This is a genomic window from Natrinema longum (assembly GCF_017352095.1).
GTDB classification, from domain to species: domain Archaea; phylum Halobacteriota; class Halobacteria; order Halobacteriales; family Natrialbaceae; genus Natrinema; species Natrinema longum.
In genome coordinates this window covers 3,362,772-3,379,528 of sequence record NZ_CP071463.1, presented here as the reverse complement: position 1 = coordinate 3,379,528, position 16,757 = coordinate 3,362,772, and the positions used below count along the sequence as shown (strand labels likewise).

The 16,757-nt window shown below is 64.9% G+C and carries 19 protein-coding genes; 1 reads left to right on the top strand and 18 read right to left on the bottom strand.

Going from position 1 to position 16,757, the window contains the following annotated elements; genetic code table 11:
* Window positions 1-157 precede the first annotated feature (157 nt).
* From J0X27_RS16760 to cbiG, 18 genes are all read right to left on the bottom strand, one after another.
* Entirely contained in the window at window positions 158-1,141 is a 984-nt protein-coding gene (locus J0X27_RS16760) for a PLP-dependent cysteine synthase family protein (protein WP_207270283.1), read from the bottom strand.
* Between the two features lie 59 nt (window positions 1,142-1,200).
* Entirely contained in the window at window positions 1,201-1,902 is a 702-nt protein-coding gene (locus J0X27_RS16755; RefSeq protein WP_207272106.1) for a TOBE domain-containing protein, read from the bottom strand.
* A gap of 75 nt (window positions 1,903-1,977) precedes the next feature.
* Window positions 1,978-2,781, bottom strand: coding sequence for an ABC transporter ATP-binding protein (locus J0X27_RS16750; protein ID WP_207270282.1), 804 nt, complete (start codon window positions 2,779-2,781; stop codon window positions 1,978-1,980).
* Window positions 2,782-2,783: 2 nt separating this feature from the next.
* Window positions 2,784-3,455, bottom strand: a complete 672-nt coding sequence (locus J0X27_RS16745; RefSeq protein ID WP_207270281.1) for an ABC transporter permease — start codon at window positions 3,453-3,455, stop codon at window positions 2,784-2,786.
* Window positions 3,456-3,498: 43 nt separating this feature from the next.
* A complete protein-coding gene (locus J0X27_RS16740; protein ID WP_207270280.1) occupies window positions 3,499-4,422 on the bottom strand; it encodes an ABC transporter substrate-binding protein in 924 nt (307 codons plus the stop codon).
* An 84-nt stretch (window positions 4,423-4,506) separates the two neighbouring features.
* Entirely contained in the window at window positions 4,507-4,734 is a 228-nt protein-coding gene (locus J0X27_RS18010; RefSeq protein WP_224214538.1) for a hypothetical protein, read from the bottom strand.
* Between the two features lie 177 nt (window positions 4,735-4,911).
* Window positions 4,912-5,745, bottom strand: a complete 834-nt coding sequence (locus tag J0X27_RS16730) for a hypothetical protein (protein WP_207270279.1) — start codon at window positions 5,743-5,745, stop codon at window positions 4,912-4,914.
* Window positions 5,746-5,815: 70 nt separating this feature from the next.
* Window positions 5,816-6,583, bottom strand: a complete 768-nt coding sequence (locus J0X27_RS16725) for a hypothetical protein (RefSeq protein ID WP_207270278.1) — start codon at window positions 6,581-6,583, stop codon at window positions 5,816-5,818.
* 44 nt (window positions 6,584-6,627) lie between these two features.
* Window positions 6,628-7,077 carry a hypothetical protein gene (locus J0X27_RS16720; RefSeq protein ID WP_207270277.1) on the bottom strand — a complete coding sequence of 150 codons (450 nt, stop codon included), beginning with the start codon at window positions 7,075-7,077 and terminating at the stop codon, window positions 6,628-6,630.
* Window positions 7,074-8,138, bottom strand: coding sequence for a hypothetical protein (locus J0X27_RS16715; RefSeq protein ID WP_207270276.1), 1,065 nt, complete (start codon window positions 8,136-8,138; stop codon window positions 7,074-7,076). The genes J0X27_RS16720 and J0X27_RS16715 overlap by 4 nt, the downstream gene beginning before the upstream one ends.
* A gap of 103 nt (window positions 8,139-8,241) precedes the next feature.
* A complete protein-coding gene (locus J0X27_RS16710) occupies window positions 8,242-9,525 on the bottom strand; it encodes an outer membrane protein assembly factor BamB family protein (RefSeq protein ID WP_207270275.1) in 1,284 nt (427 codons plus the stop codon).
* Between the two features lie 2 nt (window positions 9,526-9,527).
* Window positions 9,528-9,899, bottom strand: a complete 372-nt coding sequence (locus tag J0X27_RS16705) for a DUF3209 family protein (protein ID WP_207270274.1) — start codon at window positions 9,897-9,899, stop codon at window positions 9,528-9,530.
* Window positions 9,900-9,942: 43 nt separating this feature from the next.
* Window positions 9,943-11,175, bottom strand: a complete 1,233-nt coding sequence (locus J0X27_RS16700) for a CbiX/SirB N-terminal domain-containing protein (RefSeq protein WP_207270273.1) — start codon at window positions 11,173-11,175, stop codon at window positions 9,943-9,945.
* A gap of 30 nt (window positions 11,176-11,205) precedes the next feature.
* A complete protein-coding gene (locus J0X27_RS16695; RefSeq protein ID WP_207270272.1) occupies window positions 11,206-11,919 on the bottom strand; it encodes a cobalamin biosynthesis protein in 714 nt (237 codons plus the stop codon).
* Window positions 11,916-12,182 (bottom strand): ferredoxin, encoded by a 267-nt coding sequence (locus J0X27_RS16690; RefSeq protein WP_207270271.1) that lies wholly within the window; start codon window positions 12,180-12,182, stop codon window positions 11,916-11,918. Before J0X27_RS16690 ends, J0X27_RS16695 begins: the two co-directional genes overlap by 4 nt.
* A gap of 7 nt (window positions 12,183-12,189) precedes the next feature.
* Window positions 12,190-13,230, bottom strand: coding sequence for a precorrin-3B C(17)-methyltransferase (gene cobJ, locus J0X27_RS16685; protein ID WP_207270270.1), 1,041 nt, complete (start codon window positions 13,228-13,230; stop codon window positions 12,190-12,192).
* Between the two features lie 18 nt (window positions 13,231-13,248).
* A complete protein-coding gene (locus J0X27_RS16680; RefSeq protein ID WP_207270269.1) occupies window positions 13,249-14,139 on the bottom strand; it encodes a precorrin-3B C(17)-methyltransferase in 891 nt (296 codons plus the stop codon).
* Window positions 14,136-15,101 carry a cobalt-precorrin 5A hydrolase gene (gene cbiG / locus J0X27_RS16675; protein ID WP_224214539.1) on the bottom strand — a complete coding sequence of 322 codons (966 nt, stop codon included), beginning with the start codon at window positions 15,099-15,101 and terminating at the stop codon, window positions 14,136-14,138. Before cbiG ends, J0X27_RS16680 begins: the two co-directional genes overlap by 4 nt.
* Window positions 15,102-15,639: 538 nt before the next feature.
* Between cbiG and J0X27_RS16670 the strand changes: the two genes are divergently transcribed.
* Window positions 15,640-16,689, top strand: coding sequence for an outer membrane protein assembly factor BamB family protein (locus J0X27_RS16670; RefSeq protein WP_207270267.1), 1,050 nt, complete (start codon window positions 15,640-15,642; stop codon window positions 16,687-16,689).
* The last annotated feature ends 68 nt before the right edge of the window (window positions 16,690-16,757 follow it).

Below are 16,757 nucleotides of genomic sequence, written 5' to 3'. Positions count from 1 at the left end.
TAAAGGTAGTTCGGCTAGCTAAAACACGCTTTTTGGTCGTCCCGATCCGCGGTCGAGCGTCCGGCGACGGCGTCTCATACGGACGACTGTCAGTCAGTGCCGGCGCACCCGCGACCCATCCTGCGGGTGCGCCGGGAAACCGGTACAGCAAACCGTCTCAGTCGAAGAGGCCGGTCGAGAGGTAGCGCTCGCCGCTGTCCCAGAAGACGGTGACGACCAGCGGGCAGTCGTCGGCCGTCGCTCCCCCGTCTGTTTCGGGCGATGGCGGTTCCGTTCCCTCGTCGAACGCCGTCGGTATTTCCGGACACTCGAGGTCGGGTGCTGCGATCTCCCGTGCGATCCGCTGGGAGACGAGACTCGTCGCCCCGCTGGACTGGCCGACGAGGACCCCCTCCTCGCGGGCGAGGCGACGACACTCCGCCTCGGCGTCCTCGAGCGCCACGGTCTCGACGCGGTCGAGCAGGTCGCGATCGAGGTTGTCGCTGACGAAGCCGGGCCCCATCCCCTGAAACTCGTCCGTTCCGGCCTCGCCGGTCGAGAGAACGGCGTTTCGTTCGGGTTCGACGGCGACGATCTCGACGTCGGGAAACTCCTCGCGGAGGCGACGCCCGATCCCCGAGATCGTCCCGCCGGTGCCGACGCCGGCGACGAAGGCGTCGATCTCGCGGTCGCCGACCTGCTCTATGATCTCCGGCCCGGTCGTCTTGTAGTGGGCCTCGGGGTTCGCGGGGTTCTCGAACTGGCCCAGTTGGACCGCGCCTTCGGCCTCGAGTTCCTCGGCGCGGGCCCGGGCGTCTTCCATGTCGCCGTCGACCAACTCGAGGTCGGCCCCGTAGGCCGCCATGACCTGCTGGCGTTCCTTCGACTTGTCCGACGGCATGACGATCGTCAGGTCGTAGTCGCGGGCGGCGGCGACGAGCGCGAGCCCGATCCCCGTATTGCCGCTCGTGGGTTCGACGAGCCAGTCGCCGGGTTCGATCAGCCCGTCGCGTTCGGCGGCCCGTACCATCTCGCGGGCCGGCCGATCCTTGGCCGAGCCGCCGGGGTTGAACGATTCGATCTTGGCCGCGACCGTCACGCCCTCCGGCGAGTCGACCTGGACGAGCGGCGAGCCGATAGTGTCCAGGATACTCCCTTTCATGCGGATTTCGTAGGCGTTCCAGCGGTAAACCCGTGTTGGACCTCGACAGGATCTGCCGGCTACTCCGTCACGCCGACGCCACGTGCCGCCGTTGCCTTCACCGAGGCGACGATCGATCGGCCGGGCTCGAGGCTCAGGGCGTCGACGCTGCGCCGGGTGACCAGGGCGACGAGTTCGGTGCCCCCGTCGTCTGCGTCTGCCTCGAGTTCGATTCCGACACGCGCGACAGCGTCGCCGGCCTCGAGCCACGAGACGGTCCCCGAAAAGCGGTTGCGAACGCTCGTTCCCTCGGCCCGCGGGACGTCGCTCGGCGCGTGGAGACTGACGGCGTCGGATCGAATCGTCACGGACGCAGTCACGGCGTCGGCCGGAACGACCGCCAGAATCGCTCCGACATCGGTCTCGACGGTCGCCAGTTCGCCATCGCGGTCGACGACCGGGCCCGTGAGCACCGTCTCGTCGACGCGGGCGACACCCTCGTAAGCCGCGACCAGCCGGTCGAATCGCGACAGGAGATCCCTGGCCGTTCCCGTCAGGGAACTGCCGCCGCCGTCGGCACCGCCGCGCGTTCGCTCGACCAGCGGCCCGATCGCTTCCTCGAGCGTGACCACCCGCTGCTGGAGCCTGGGATAGGACCGCTCGAGGGCGTCGGCGGCACCCGACAGCGAGCCACAGTCGTCGATCGCATGCAGCATCTCGACGTCGCTGCGGTCGACGGCTACGTCGTCGATTCGCAGATAGGGGTCGAACTCCTTTTCCATGGTCATCGGTACTTACGGCACTCTCTCAGCCGCGATTCGGCTGGCGATCGACGCCGCTCGAGTCCCCGTTCGCGCTCAGGCGAGAAGTTCGTTTTCATCGTACAGGAGATCACCGCGAACGAAGCGTGCGGTCCGTTCGTCGCGAGGGGTATCGAACACCCGCTCGGGCGAGCCGACTTCGATCAGTTCGCCCTCGAGCAGGAACGCAACGCGATCGGAAATCCGCTCGGCCTGGTGCATGTCGTGGGTCGCGAGCAAGACGCCGTGATCGTGGCCGCGGGCCCGCTCGATCGCGCGCTCGAGAATGGCCGTGTTCCGCGGGTCGAGGTCCGAGGTCGGCTCGTCGAGGACGAGCAGATCGGGTCGCGGAGCGAGCGCGCGAGCGAAGGACACCCGCTGGGCCTCCCCGCCCGACAGCGAACTCGCCGCCCGATCCCACTCCTCCCGGAGCCCGACGAGTTCGAGGGCCTCGAGCGTTCGATCGTCGACCGTCGGCGACCCGTGAATCCAGCGGCTCGCGAGTCGCTCGGCGAAGTCCCGGACCCGGCTGGACCACGGCCGACGAATCCGCCTGCCGGCGTCGACGTTGCGCGCCACCGAGGTCGCAAACAGGCTCGCCTGCTGGAAGACGACCCCGATCCGCCGGCGGAGTGTGAGTCGCTCGTCTCGAGGGAGCGACCACGGATCCGTCCCGTCACTCCGGACCGCGCCGTCGGTCGGCCGTTCGAACAGCGACGCCAGCCGCAACAGGGTGGTCTTGCCGGCCCCCGAGGGGCCGATGATCGTCACGACCTCGCCGGGTTCGACGGCGAGCGAGACGTCCGACAGAATTCGGGTCCCGTCGACGCCGTAGGAAACGCCCTCGAGTTCGAGATGCATGATTATCGCCCTCCGAGTCGCAAGACGAGTCCGTTGACGAGCAAGACGAGGACGAGCAACACCGCACCGAGTACCAGCGCCGTCTCGAACTCGCCCCGTCTCGTCTCAAACGTGATCGCGGTCGTGATCGTTCGCGTCTTCGAGGTTCCGTCGGCGTAGGCAATGTTGCCGCCGACGATCAGGACGGAGCCGACCTCGCTGACTGCGCGCCCGAACCCGGCGAGGATACCCGTAATAACGCCGTATCGAGCCTCTTTGAGCGTGATGAGGGCGACATCCGTTCGGGTCCCGCCGATCCCGTAGGCCGCGTTCCGGACGGTGTCGTCGACGCTCTCGACGGCCGACAGCGCGACGCCGGTGATGACCGGCGCGGCGAGGATACACTGGGAGATGATCATCGCCTCGGGCGTATAGACGAGATTCAGCGATCCCAGTGGGCCGTTGTTCGAGATCGCCAGCAGGACGAGTAGTCCGACGACGACGCTGGGGAACCCCATTCCCGTGTTGATGACGGCCGTGACGAGACGCTTCCCCCGAAAGTCGGCAAAGCCTACGAGGAATGCGATCGGCAGGCTCAACAGCGTGCTCAGCGCGACGGCAGTCAGGCTGACCGTCAGCGAGATCCGGATAATGCTCCGGAGATAGTTGGGTTCGGCGATGGACTCGAGTGGCATCTGGTGGTGGTCGGTTCGTGTCGATGGGTTCTGTTCGTACCGATCAGTCCTCGTCGGCGTTCGATTGCCATCCCTCGGGAACGTACTGCTGGAAGTCCGGATCCTCGGCCAGCGCTTCGGGGTAGAACAACTGTTGGTCGTTGGCGGTGAACTCTTCGATCACCGCCTGCCCGTCGGGACTCGTGACGAAGCCGATGTAGGCCATCGCGAGCTGGTAGTTGACGTTCGAGTGGATCTCGGGGTTGATCGCCATGATGCCGTAGGGGTTCGCGAGGAGCGCCGGCCCGCCCTCGATCGGTCCCTGGAGCAGGAGCTCGAGGTCGACGTTGTCCTGCATCGAGAGGTAGGTTCCGCGGTCGGCCAGCGTGTAGGCGCGCGACTCGCTCGCGACCGTCAGCGTGTCGCCCATCCCGCTGCCGGTTTCCTGATACCACTCGCCGCCGGGCTCGAGGCCGGCTTCGTTCCAGACCACGCGCTCCTTGGTGTGTGTCCCGGAGTCGTCGCCGCGAGAGGTAAAGGTCGCTCGAGCGCTGGCGATGGCGTCGAACGCGGCGGTCGCCTGTTCCGTCTCGCTAACGCCAGCGGGATCGTCGCTCGGACCGACCACCACGAAGTCGTTGAACATCAGATCTCGTCGGTTGACGCCGTAGCCGTCTCGCATGAACTCGTCTTCCTGTGAGCGGGCGTGGACGAGGATGACGTCCGCGTTGCCGTTGCGGGCGGATTCGATCGCTTTCCCCGTCCCCTGTGCGTTGGCCGCGACGGGCGTCCCGAACCGTTCCTGGAACGCCTCGTTGACCTCGTCGAGCAGCCCCGTATCGTACGTACTGGTCGTCGTCGCGAGCGCGAGTTCTTCGCCGGTGATCGATCCGTCGCTCTCGGCGTTCCGCCCTCCGAGACACCCGGAAACGGCCGCAGCGATCCCGGCTACACCCGCCCCGAGCATCTCACGACGTCGATATTCCATCTATGGAACAACGATGGAATACAGTGGTATAAACGTACCGCTCGAGGAACCCGTCGGTGGTTACGGATCGCTCTCGATGACCCACTACGGGCGAACGCGTAATGAGATCCGGTTACGCGCCACCGCGACCACGACGTGCTGGACGTACCGCATACTCGTCGCGATCGCCATGCTCCCGTCCATCAGTACCTGTTGGGTGACACCGTCGGGATAGATCCGATACTCCACCTGTCCCGTCTCCGCCTCGCGCAACTGGCAGGACGCGCCGTCCTCGTCGAGGAACGTGTAGAATCCCGGCGTCGCCGCCGGCATCGGGCCGACGCATTCGAGTAACTCGCCGCGTCGCTGATCGTCGCGAAGCGAGGTTCTGACTCGTTCGGTGTCGAATCCGCTTCGACCGACGATTCGAACCGGCCCGAACTCGTCTTCCTCGATGACGTGGACCGGAAACGGTGAGAGTTCGACCTCGCTCGAGGGCGAGCCGATCGGCTAGCCGTGCTTGTCCGGCATCGTCGAGTGACGCGTGACTCCGCGCATGTCCGCCCGTTCGGACGGGGGCGGTGGCATCGTCGAATGGCGACTCGCACCGCCCGACGTTCCGCGAGTCCGGTCACCGCCGAGCCCCGATCCGAGAACACCCTCGTCTGCCTCCTCGTCCGTCGCTTCCGCTTTATGCGCCGCTTCTTCGGTCCCACCCTCGTCCGCGGACCCAGCGTCGATAGCCGTCTCGTCGGCCGCCGACGCGTCGCTGCGGGCGGTCCCGTCACTCGCGGATTCGAGTCGCTCTCTGAGTTGTGCGACATCGCCGCCGAACTGCTCGAAGGAGGACCGCATCGACGAGCGGAGTCGATCCCCGAGGTCGTCGGACGTCTCGTCCGCCGTGTCGCCTCCGGTTGCCTCCGTGTCCGCATCCGCTGTGGTGTCCGCGTCCGGCTTCGCGGATTCCTCCCGGTCACCGATCGTCTCCCGAAGGCCGTCGGCGGTCGCATCGAGAGTCCCGTCGTCCGCCCGGCCGGCAAGTTTCGCGAGGTGGAGCAACCGCTGCAGGTCCTCGAGGGTCTCCTGGTCGCCCCGTGCGATGGCCTCCGGAATCGACGCCGGTTCGGTTCCGTCCGCGAGCGTGTCCAGTCCCACCGCGGCGAGCAGGTCGGCGGGGTCGGCGGTTTCGAGTAGCTCGTTTGCTTCCTGGGCGGTCTCGAGCAGGGTCATCTCGGGAGCCTCGTCCTCGCCAGCCGAGCCGTCGTCGGCGACGATCGAGTTGCTCGACGCGGCGGCCCGGTTCAACACCTCGTCCACTCGATCCCGTAGTCGTGAGTCGTTCATAGCTGTCTCGTGGTATGACTACACCAGCGTCGGTCCCGCTACCCGTGATGGGGAGGGACCTGTCGGTCGACTACTCGGCTGTTGCCTCGGCTTCTGACTCCGAGTCCGAGTCGTCGTCGCCCTCCTCGTCGATCACTGCACCGATGATCGCCTCGGTCATCTCCTCCCGGCTGAGGTTCGCCTTCACGCCGACGTCCTTCGCGACCGACTGCAAGTCGCTGTAGGACATCACCCCGAGGAAGTCCTCGAGGGTGTCCGTCCTGAGGCCCTCGAGGTCGTCCATCGACGGCTCCGCCTCGGCCTCGTCGGACGCCTCGGCTTCCGTCGCTTCCTGCTCGGCTGCAGCCGTCTCGTCTTCACCGTCGGCGTCGCTCTCGGACACGTCCTCCTCGGGTGCCGCCTGCGAATCGCTCTCCGACTCGTCTTCCGTAGGTTCGTCGCGTCCGTCGCCCCCGATGCTATCGAGAAGTCCCTCGACGCTGTTGCCGTCGGTCACACTCCTGGCTACCGACTCGAGCGAATCGCGACCCGTGATCTCCGAGACCGAGTCCTCGAGAGCGTCCCGAATCGCCGCCGATACTTCGGTTCTGATCTCGCCGAGTCCTTTCCCCTCGTCGACGCCTTCGGCGATCGTCTCGTGGACTTCTCGGCCGACCGCCGCCCCGACCTCGCGGCCGAACTGTTCGCCGAACTGTCGACCGACCGCTGCGCCGACCTCGCCGCCGTCGATGCTGTCCTCGATAGGCCCGTCGCCGAGCATATCGGTGACGTCGAGTTGATTGCTCACCTCGTTGGCCACCATCCCCTTCAGTCCGGATCCGTCACTCACGGCAACCACCTCGAGCCGGGTCGTCGAGCGAGAGCGTGTGCTGCATCACGGTGTTACTCCTCGGCGTCGGACGCCTGCTCCGATTCTTCGTCCGCCGATGCTTCGCCTTCCTCGCCCGGTTGGGAGTCGTCTTGGGCCTCACCTTCGCCGCTCTCGTCGTCCCCTTCGGTCTCGGGCTCGTCCGCTTCGGTAGCCTCTTCGTCCGCTCCCTCGCCTTCCTCAGTCGTTTCCTCGCCTTCCTCGGCGGCCTCCTCGCCTTCCTCCTCGTCCTCGTCGCCGGAACTGAGGAGTTCGTCGACGACCATATTCCCGATCGTTCGCCCGAGGGATTCGCCGATCGCTCGTCCGAGAATCGCGCCGATCTGTCCGCCAAGCGCCTCTCCGAGAGGTTTGTCCCCGTCGATCTCCTCTTCCCACTGGGTGCCCTCGACCAGTTCGTCGACGTCGACGTTTTCGGTGATCTTTTCGGTATCGATCCGCTGTGTGATTGAATCGTCGCTCATGATGATGCCTCCGCCTGTGACGGCTCCGCCTGTCCGCCGGCCTCTTCCTCACGATCCGGCTCGAGTCGTTCGATTAGCTGTTCGATCACTTCGCTGACGATCATCGCCACGATCTCCTCGGTCGGGAAGCTGGGAACGAGCCCGGACAGCGTCCCTCTGAGCCAGCTGGCTGCCCTGGAGATGCGACCCGGCGTCTCGTCGCCCTCGCTCGGTTCCGCTTCCTCGTCGTCGGCTGCTGCTGGTTCCGCTTCCTCGGCGTCCGGTTTGTCGGTCTCCGACGGTTCGCCAGCGTCACCGCCAAAGAGTCCACTGAGCCACTCTCTGGGCTTTCCAAGCGCGTTGCTGAGCAGCTCTTTTGGCTTGCTAACCAGGGACCTGAACAACTCTTTTGGCTTGCCCAGTAGCGACTGGACCTTGTCCAGCAGGGCGCTGGGACCGTCGAGAAGTCCCGTGACTGCCGATAGCAAGTTCCCGAGCAGGTTGTTTCCGCCGGGTCGTGCCGAGACGTCGAGCGTGACCGGATTCAGGTTCACCTCGAGGCCGAGCAGATCCAGGAAGAGGCCGTCGAGGTCGAGGTGGAGGACGCCGGCCGTTTCGTCGTCCTGGTAGACGTCTTCGGCGTCTTCGACGTGGTACTCGTCTTCCTCGCCGTCGGCGTCCTCTTCTTCCGTTTCAGCTTCTTCGCCCTCCTCCTCGGCTTCCGTTTCGTCTTCTCCTTCCGTGGCCCCGGTTTCTTCCTCGGTATCCTCCTTTTCGTCCTCGTCTTCGCTTTCGACTGCGCCTTCGGATTCGTCTTCCCCTCCCTGGGTCTCCTCGCTTTCGGCAGGGTCTGCCACCCCTTCCTCGGCGTCGGCGTCCGCTTCCTCGGGGGCCACGTCGGCGTCGCTCGCGTCCTCGGGCTGGTCGTCGGACTCCGCCATCTCCGCCCGTCCGCCGTCGGTCATCACCCGGCGTGGCGGTCCCGTCGTCCGCTCGGTTTCGTCGAGACGGCTCGAGGAGCGTTCGACCCGCCCCGGATCGGAACGCACCTCGCGGCCGTCGCGTGCAGAACTCTCGGTCATTATACGGGAACACGGACGCTCGTGAGCGTTGTGGGGGTTGGCCTTGCGTATGCGACTAGCCAACTCGCCGGGGATCGTCCGCGAAAACGACCGATCGACGGCGCTACTCGAGCGACCCGACCCGAAGTGCGTACTCGCCGCGCGTCTCGCCCTCGTCGTGGTATGCGACGGGTTCCTCGATGGCTGCGACCGTTTCGCCCTCGACAGCGGCCGCCGTCGCGATTCCGTCGAGGCGCTCGGTGGCGCTCGCACCGGACTCGAGGTCGAACCAGCGGACGGCGTGGGTATCCGGGTCGCGAACGCGGAAGTTCTGGGCACAGGGAGCGACGAGTCGCCCCCCGTCGGCGGCGAGGCCGTGGACGAAGCCGCGAACCTCATCGTCCCACAGGAGGGCACCGTCGGCGTCGAACGCGGCGATCCGGTGTTCGTTCGGATGACGACGCTCCGTCTCGCGGCTCTCGACCGCGTAGGTGTTGCCGGTCACGAACGCCACGCGACCGTCGTCCGCGTAGGCGTGGTTCGGGTAGGCGTACAGCGTCTCGTCCTCGAGTTCGGTCTCGACCGCGAGGTCGACGCGCCAGCGCTCGGCACCGCCGGGCCCCAGCAGGTAGCCGCGTTTGTCGCCGTGACTCGAGACCGCGATCGACTCCCCGTCGAAGGAGACGTCGCCGACGCGGCGGTCGCCTTCCGTTCCGGGATCCCAGCTCCACAGCGGATCGCCCGATGCGGCCTCGAGAACGACGAGCCCGGTGTCGTGATCGCCCATACAGCGGTTGTAGCCGACCGCGAGGCGCTCGCCGTCGGCGTCGAGATCGAGCGCGATCGGCGAGGCGTCGGTCTCGGCAGTCCAGCGGACCGAGCCGTCGGCGGCGAACGCGTAGACCGTGCTGTGCCACCGTCGGATCTCGCCGTCGCGTTCGTACCGTCGCGCCGCAGCGTACAGACGGCCATCCGCTCCGCTCTCGAGGGCGACGACGTAGGGCAGGTAGAAGACGGTGTCTTTGACCGCCTCGCCGAGGTCCTCGACGGTGTCGTACCGCCAGCGCCGGTCGCCCGTCGCGGCGTCGTAGGCAGCGATCGTCCCGGACTCGCCCCGGCCGGCGACGACGATCGTTTCATCGCCGTCGTCACTCGACCCTCCCTCGAGCGACGCGATGCCGACCGCGTGATCCGGATGCTCGACCGTCCACCGGGCCTCGAGCGAGTCGGCATCGCGGGCGGTGACGGTGCCGTCCCACTCGCCGGTCACGACGAGATTTCCGGACTCCGCCACCTCGACCGCCGATCGGGTCCACATATGGCGGCTGCGGGCCGTTTCGATCTCGCCGAGCGGGACCGACCGGAACTCGAGGGGCCGGTCGCGTTCGGTATCGGCAGTGTCGACCATGGTTACTCCTCTACTGGGAAGGTCTCGTGGAGGGTGTCGTGGGCGTCGCCGAGTCCGTCGACGATGCTCTCGCCCTGCACGCTCAATCGCTGAACCGCTCGCTCGGCGTCGCGGACCGCCAACAGCCGTCCCCGCGTGTAGTCGTACTCGGGGTCGTCGCTGTCCATCGCGGCGACCTCCTCCTCGAGGTCGACTAGCGCGGCATCGAGGTGGCGCTCGATCGCCGCGAGGCTGTCGGCCTCCGCGAGGCCCTTGATCGGGCCGTCGAGATGGCCCTCGAGTTCCTTCTCCGCGTGATCGCGGGTGCTATCGTCCCCGACGCCGAGGACGGTCATCAATCCGAGTCGTAGCGCTTCGATTTCGTAGCAGCTCATGGTTGGATGTAGTGATTTTTCGTTCGTGTGTTTCGGAGCGGCGTTACAGCGTCTGATCGACGAGTTCGCTGACGATGCGGTCCCGATCGAGGTGGTCGCCCACGATCCGTTCCGCGTCGTCGTCCTCGACGCCGCCGTACCAGACCCCGTCGGGGTAGACCGCGACCATCGGGCCGTCGCCACAGCGACCCAGACAGGACGAGCGCGTGATGCGGGCGTCGCAGTGCTCGGAGTCCCGCACCTCCTGGCGCAGACGCTCGAGGACCGCCGGCGACCCCATCTTGGCACACGTCTGGTTGGTACAGACCGCGACGTGTTTTTCCGGCGCGTCGTGGCTGTCGGGTTCCTCGTCGATATCGTCGCGGTCGGCGTGGGCCTCCTGGTGGGCCAGCGCGCGGAGCATGGCCCGCGCGCCGCCGACGTCCTCCTCGTAGCCCTCGAGGTCGACCTTGTACTTGCACGTGTCACAGGACATGGAGACGCTGTCAGTCCGCGCCTCCTGCCAGCGGTCGGCGAAGACGTCGAGCAGTCGGGAGTCGGTCCCGAGCGGATCCCCGGCCAGCGCGTCGACGTAGGGGTACTCGTCGTCGAATTCGGCCGTCCAGTCCCGAACCCGCTGGGTGAGGACGCCGTCGCCGAGCATGTACGGCAGGACGACGACCGCGTCGGGGCGGTGCTTCGAGAGTCCGTGTAAGGTGTCTTCGAGCGTCGGCTCCGTGACGCCGATAAAGGAGGCCTCCACGCGGTCGAACTCGCGACCCTCGAACAGCAGGCGGGCCAGCTTGTGCACGTCGCCGTTGGCGTCCGGATCGCTCGAGCCGCGGCCACAGACCACGACCGCGACCTCGCTCTCCTCGCGGTCGACGCCCAGTTTGCCCTCGACGGCTGCGGCGCGATCGTCGAGCAGATCGAGGATCGCGGGGTGGACGCCGAGGTGTGCGCCGTTGTTGATCTCGAGGTCGTGTTCGGCGCGGGCCTGCTCGATCGCCAGGGGCACGTCGTTCTTGACGTGGCTCGCGGCGAACAGCGCACAGTGGACGACCGTCACCTGCGAGGTGACGGGTGCGAGCTGGGCGAAGGCCTCGTCGAGCGCCGGCTCCGCGAGCTCGAGGAACGCGGCGTCGACGGGGATTCCCAGCCGCGACTCGAGGTCGGCGGCCAGTTCGCGGACCTGTTCGTTGGACTTCTCGCGCCGGGAACCGTGGCCGATCAGGAGGACGGCCTCGTCGTCGAACCCGGCTGTGGATGCGTGTGTGGTCTGGTCGGGTGTACTCATCTGTATCGGATGTCTCGATCGTTCGGTTGGCTACTCGTCGTATGCCTCGGCCTGCTCGAGGCTCCGCTCGAGCTTGCGGCGGCGACTCGGCGCGAACAGGCCCGTCTCCTCGCAGTTCTCGTAGAGCCACGTGCCGAAGGCGGGCGCGGCGGCGTCGTCGACGCCGAACCAGTAGCCACCCGAGGACGTCTCCGAGAGCTCACCCATCGGAGCATCGACGGGGCACTCCGCGATCAGGTCCTGCGCGAGGTCGAGCAGGTCCGCGTCGTCGTGGACGAAGGAGATGCCGACCGTGCCACTCGAGGATTTGAAACAGATGGTGCCACAGCCCTCGAGCAGCCCCCGGAGCAGTTCCCGATCGTAGTTCGAGAACGCGCCGAAGCGGTAGTTGCCGCGGCCGTCGACGGGGAGCCCGAGCGCGCCGCTGCGACCGAGCAGACCGCCATCCTCGTTCTCGCCGCTTTCGCCTCCGTCAGTGCCGATCGAGAGCGTGTACTCGTCCTCGGTTCGCGTAATGGACGTGTCGTGGGCGTACTCGCGGCTGGTCGTGTCGTGCTCGAGGTCGCCGCCCGCGATCGCGGCGAGCACCTGTGCTGACGCCTCGTCGTTGGTGACGACCTCGATGCTATCATCTGAAACGTCCCCGCTACCGGCGACGTGGCCCCAGAAGTACGCCGTCGCGGCGTGGCCGGCGAGCGGATCCGACGGAACCTCGATCTCGGTCGCGGATTCCGCGTCGCTCATTCGCCCACCTCCTCGACGACGATCGCGTCCGTCGGGCACGCCGCAGCGGCCTGCTGGGCTTCGTCGATGCGGTCGTCGTCGAACGTCGCGACGACCCGGTCTTCGGTGTCGGTGACTTCGCCCTCGCAGTCGTAGACCGGATCCGCGCCGGGATCGATCGTCGCGAGGCCGTCCTCGCCCTCGACGAATCGCGGGTCGCGGGTCAGGCAGGCGAAGATGCCGTCGCAGGCGTCCTTCTCGATGGTGACTTCGTATCGTGACATGCTAGTCTCAGTAGTCGTACTTCGTCTCGTAGCCCCGAGGCGTGACCATCCGGTCGTCCCAGACGTAGGTGTCCTCGTTGCCGACGACGATCGTCGTCGTCATGTCGATGATCTCGCTCTCGCCGAGCTCCTCGAGTTCGCCGAGTTCGGTGATCATCACCTGTTCGTCCTCGCGGCCGGCACCGTGGACGATGCCGACGGGCGTGTCCTCGTCGCGATGTGCGAGGAGGATCTCGCAGGCCTTCTCGAAGTTCTCCCGGCGCTTGCGGCTCCACGGGTTGTAGATCGTGATCGTGAAGGACTCCTTGGCCGCAGAGTGGAGCCGTGACTCGATTTCCGGCATCGGGACGAGGTGGTCCGACAGCGAGATCGAGACGGTGTCGTTCACGAGGGGGGCACCCAGCCGAGCCGCACAGGACTGGGCCGCCGGGACGCCCGGCACGGCCTCGAAGTCGACCATCGACGCCGTCGCGCCCTTGGACTCGAGGATCTCGAGTGCGAGCCCGCCCAGCGCGTAGACGTTGGGGTCGCCGCTGCCGACGATAGCGACGTCGTTACCCGCCAGCGCGCGGTCGATGGCCTCCTCCGTTCGCGACACTTCGCCACACATCGGCGTGTCGTACAGCTCGTCGGCCGCTTCGGTGATCTCGTCCGGAATGAGGTCGATGTAGGTCGTGTAGCCGACGATGTGCTCGGCCTCGAGCAGCGCCGTCTTCGCGCGGTCGGTCATCCCTTCCGGGTGGCCGGGACCGAGGCCGACGGCGCTCAGTTTGCCGGGCTCGGCGTCGAAGTCGTCGACCGTCGAGCCGACCTCCTTCTCGTTCGAACCGCCGTCGTCGGAACTCGAGGCCCCGCAGCTACTCGAGGACGAGGAGGAACTCGACGAACTCGCACCGCACTTGGAACCGCTGGAGTCGTCGGTACTGCCCGAAGCACCGCAGCTACTCGAGCTATCGGTGCTCGCCCCGCTGGCACTGCTCTCCGTGCTCGAGGCTCCGCATTTGGAAGTCGATTCGTCGTCAGCGTCCGCGTTGGTCTCCGTACTCATGGTTGTCTGGTGTTGGATTCAGAAATCGTCGACGTCACGCCCGCCGCGCGGGGTGACGAGGTACGTTCGGTCGTCGTTGCGCCAGGTCTCGGTCTCGTGGTTGCCGATGATCAGCGAGGTGCCCATCCCGGAAACCTTGTCGTCGTGATCGGCGGCCTCGCCGAGGGTAGTGATGAACTGGCTCTCGCCGTTTCGGCCGGCGTCCGCGCGGCCGGCGTCGTTGACGATCGCCACGTAGGCGTCGTCGGTCCGCTCCTCGCGGACGATCTCGACCGCTTTCTCGTAATTCCGCCAGCAGTTGTAGAGGACGATCACGAAGTCCGAGACCGCGGCCGCCCGCAGCTTCTCCTCGATCTCGTCCCAGCCGCGCCACTTGTCCGACAGCGAGACCGTACAGAAGTCGTTGCACAGCGGCGCGCCGACGTTCGCCGATCCGCCCAGTGCTGCCGTCAAGCCGGGGACGATCTCGATCGGGATATCGGTCGCGTCGTCCTCCTCGGCCATCTTGAAGATGAGGTCGGACTTGCCGTAGACCGACGGATCGCCGCCGGAGACGTGGGCCACGTCCTTTCCCTCCCGGACGTGGTCGAACGCCGCGCGGGCGAGTTCGATCTGGCGGCCCATCGTCGAGCGGACGATCTCCTGCTCGAAGCCGTCCTCGCGGGTTGCAATGCCGTCCTCGTCGGTTTCCGCCTCCGGCAGCAGGGTGCCGTCGTCGCGCAGGAACTCCTGGTAGAGGCTCGAGGCGATGACGACCTCCGAGGATTCGATGACCTCCTTGGCTCGCTTGGTCATGTGTTCCGGCAGCCCGGGGCCGATGCCGACGACGTAGAGCGTGCCGTGATCGTCGGGGGTACCATCGGCCGTCGCGTCCGCGTTCGTCTCGGCGGACTCGGCGTCCGAACTCATCGACCGATCGCCACCGTGACCTCGTTTTCGTAACTGATCTTCTCGAGGAGCAGTTCCTGTTCGGAACCGCCCGCGATCGCGGAGGCCTCGGAGACGCCGGGCCAGCCGATCAGCTCCTTCGACTTCGAGGGCGTCGGCCCCTCGTGTTCGAGCAGGGTCTCCTTGTCGAAGGCGACCACGCCGAGGTCGAGTTCCTGAGCCGCCTCGAGCAGCCCTTCTTCGTCTTCCTTCCGGGTCGCAGTCCCGACGAACTCGACGTCGTCGACGTCGTAATCGGTTTGCTCGAGGGCCTCCTCCCAGGCTGCGAGGAAGGCCTCTTTGCTCGCACCGGAGACGCTGCCGGTACCGAGCACGACGCCGTCCGCTTTGTTGCGCTTGAGAACCGTCACGTCGTCGTCGACGAGGACCGCTTTGGGGCCGTCGAGCCGGGCGACGGGACCGAGGTTCTCGTCGAGGACGGCGAGGTTCGTCTTGACAGTCGAGTCGCCGTTGACGACGTGGGTGTCCATCGCCTTCGCGCGGGACTCGACGCCTTGCTTGCCGGCCGCCTCCGAGGCGGTGGTCATCGCCGGGACGGCACCCATCGTCGCCAGGTCCTGTGCGACCTGATTCGCGCCGTGGTGGCCACCCGTGATCGGAATGGCCCACGTCAACTCCTCGTCGACCACGCAGATCGCGGGGTCTTCCCACTTGTCGTCGAGCAGGTGGGCCGTCTTCCGCATCGCGATCCCCGACGCCATCAGGCCGATGAAACAGTCGTACTCGCCCCAGTACTCCTCGAAGACGTCGCCGTGATACTCGATGATGTCGATCGCCTCGTAGCGATCGCCGATCTCGGCTTTGATCTCCTCGGCAGTGTCCATCTTCCGCCCGAAGGAGATGATCGCGATCTCCTCGGCGACTTCGCCGTCCGAATCCGCCGTCGAACAGTGACCTCCGTCGTCGTCTGTCTCGGAACTCATTGCCTCCCTCCGTACCGATTCCATCTAGTTCGAACGCTCACGAGAGAGACCATATTCTCCCACCCTAATACAAGCTACGTTTCCCATACACAACATTGGTTTAATTTCTCCGGCGAAGTAACGCATAGATAACTCGTTCGCGGGACTCGATAGAATCGGCCCAGCGCTATTCGTGGCCGGGCATCCCCTGTGACTCGGTGCGATCGAACCGCGACCGGTTGGAAGTACTCGAGGAACGCGACCTCGAGCGTATCGCAACCAAGAGCGGGCAGATTCGTCCGGACGGAGGAAGCGGGTCGATTGAGCGGTAGTTTTCTATCTCTATGATAAGCAAAATTAATTAGTGGTAGGGAAAGCTATAACTAACCAAATGGCTGAATACAGACGAACACGGCGAAGATGGCTCGCCACGTGTGCGGGTACGTCACTTGGGATGGCAGCGCTGGCTGGGTGTAGCAGTAACACTGACGGCGATGCGCCGACTGCAGAGAACGATCCCGGTGTCGTCTCGGGTGACGGGAGTTACGGGTCATGGCCGATGGAACGGTACAATGCGAGAAACCGACTGTCAGTGCCACACAGCGGTCTCGATGGTGAACCGGAAGTACTCTGGACGGTGGAGTTCGACTCTCCCGGGGACATTCTACCACCGGTTGTCTACGAGGATACCGCATATGTCAGCGAAAGCCGTGGCGCGTATACTGCAATCGATCTTGAGGATAGCGGTATCGTCTGGGAGTACGAATCTGATGGGTGGGTAACACCTGCTGTCTCCGAAACGGCAGTCTTTGTCAGTGGAGATGGTATCGAGGCACTCAATCACAAGAATGCAGATGTTCTCTGGACGACTGACCATGATGATTCTGTCGAGACGTTACGGATCTACGACGACATTGTCTATGCGGGAATTGGAAATCATGTCGTCGCTATAGACAGTAAAGGTGACGAACAACTCGAGTTCGAAACTGCTGCAACAATACAATCACTTGCAATTGATGAGAAGTATATCTATGTTCGGGCCCAGCCAAATGAAGACAAAAATGATTTTATAATTGCTGGCTATGATCGAAAATCCGGTAAGAGACGCTGGGATCATGAAATATCTCATGCTGAGCAGTGGAGCGATGATCGGCTCACAAAAACGTTCCCAGTTATCGATAAGAATGTATATACTGTGACTAATGACGCGATTATTTCAATAGATTCCGATAATGGTAACCGACAAAAAGTCACTGAGTTGGATCAGTCATCTTGGACGAGACCCGCTATTTACGATAATACTGCCTATCTAGAACGGGGCGCGATGGCGTACGACCTTGAAACGGGAGAACCCCCGAACGAATGGGATCCCGAAGTGAGTTCTGATACACCGCTCGTCGTCGCTGATGGGACGGGCTATACGATCGATTCCGCTGGTGTCACGGACCCGCACAAGTTAATTGCAGTCGATCCTAAATCTGGTGAAATGATCTGGGAAAAACGGGCTTCAGAACAACTAGGTTTTCATATTCCGATTGTTTTAAACGAAATGATAGTTATTATGCAGGATTCTGTTCAGGATTCACACAAACTAGTCGGATATGGTTGATCTAAAAATAAATCAAAAATAATAAATCATATTTTGCATTTGCAGGATTCAACCATCTACGTAAATAA

Coding starts and splice junctions, on each gene's coding strand:
- J0X27_RS16760 (WP_207270283.1), bottom strand. CDS start 1,141: ATGAAAGGGAGTATCCTGGACACTATCGGCTCGCCGCTCGTCCAGGTC.
- J0X27_RS16755 (WP_207272106.1), bottom strand. CDS start 1,902: ATGGAAAAGGAGTTCGACCCCTATCTGCGAATCGACGACGTAGCCGTC.
- J0X27_RS16750 (WP_207270282.1), bottom strand. CDS start 2,781: ATGCATCTCGAACTCGAGGGCGTTTCCTACGGCGTCGACGGGACCCGA.
- J0X27_RS16745 (WP_207270281.1), bottom strand. CDS start 3,455: ATGCCACTCGAGTCCATCGCCGAACCCAACTATCTCCGGAGCATTATC.
- J0X27_RS16740 (WP_207270280.1), bottom strand. CDS start 4,422: ATGGAATATCGACGTCGTGAGATGCTCGGGGCGGGTGTAGCCGGGATC.
- J0X27_RS18010 (WP_224214538.1), bottom strand. CDS start 4,734: ATGCCGGCGGCGACGCCGGGATTCTACACGTTCCTCGACGAGGACGGC.
- J0X27_RS16730 (WP_207270279.1), bottom strand. CDS start 5,745: ATGAACGACTCACGACTACGGGATCGAGTGGACGAGGTGTTGAACCGG.
- J0X27_RS16720 (WP_207270277.1), bottom strand. CDS start 7,077: ATGAGCGACGATTCAATCACACAGCGGATCGATACCGAAAAGATCACC.
- J0X27_RS16715 (WP_207270276.1), bottom strand. CDS start 8,138: ATGACCGAGAGTTCTGCACGCGACGGCCGCGAGGTGCGTTCCGATCCG.
- J0X27_RS16710 (WP_207270275.1), bottom strand. CDS start 9,525: ATGGTCGACACTGCCGATACCGAACGCGACCGGCCCCTCGAGTTCCGG.
- J0X27_RS16705 (WP_207270274.1), bottom strand. CDS start 9,899: ATGAGCTGCTACGAAATCGAAGCGCTACGACTCGGATTGATGACCGTC.
- J0X27_RS16700 (WP_207270273.1), bottom strand. CDS start 11,175: ATGAGTACACCCGACCAGACCACACACGCATCCACAGCCGGGTTCGAC.
- J0X27_RS16695 (WP_207270272.1), bottom strand. CDS start 11,919: ATGAGCGACGCGGAATCCGCGACCGAGATCGAGGTTCCGTCGGATCCG.
- J0X27_RS16690 (WP_207270271.1), bottom strand. CDS start 12,182: ATGTCACGATACGAAGTCACCATCGAGAAGGACGCCTGCGACGGCATC.
- cobJ (WP_207270270.1), bottom strand. CDS start 13,230: ATGAGTACGGAGACCAACGCGGACGCTGACGACGAATCGACTTCCAAA.
- J0X27_RS16680 (WP_207270269.1), bottom strand. CDS start 14,139: ATGAGTTCGGACGCCGAGTCCGCCGAGACGAACGCGGACGCGACGGCC.
- cbiG (WP_224214539.1), bottom strand. CDS start 15,101: ATGAGTTCCGAGACAGACGACGACGGAGGTCACTGTTCGACGGCGGAT.
- J0X27_RS16670 (WP_207270267.1), top strand. CDS start 15,640: ATGGAACGGTACAATGCGAGAAACCGACTGTCAGTGCCACACAGCGGT.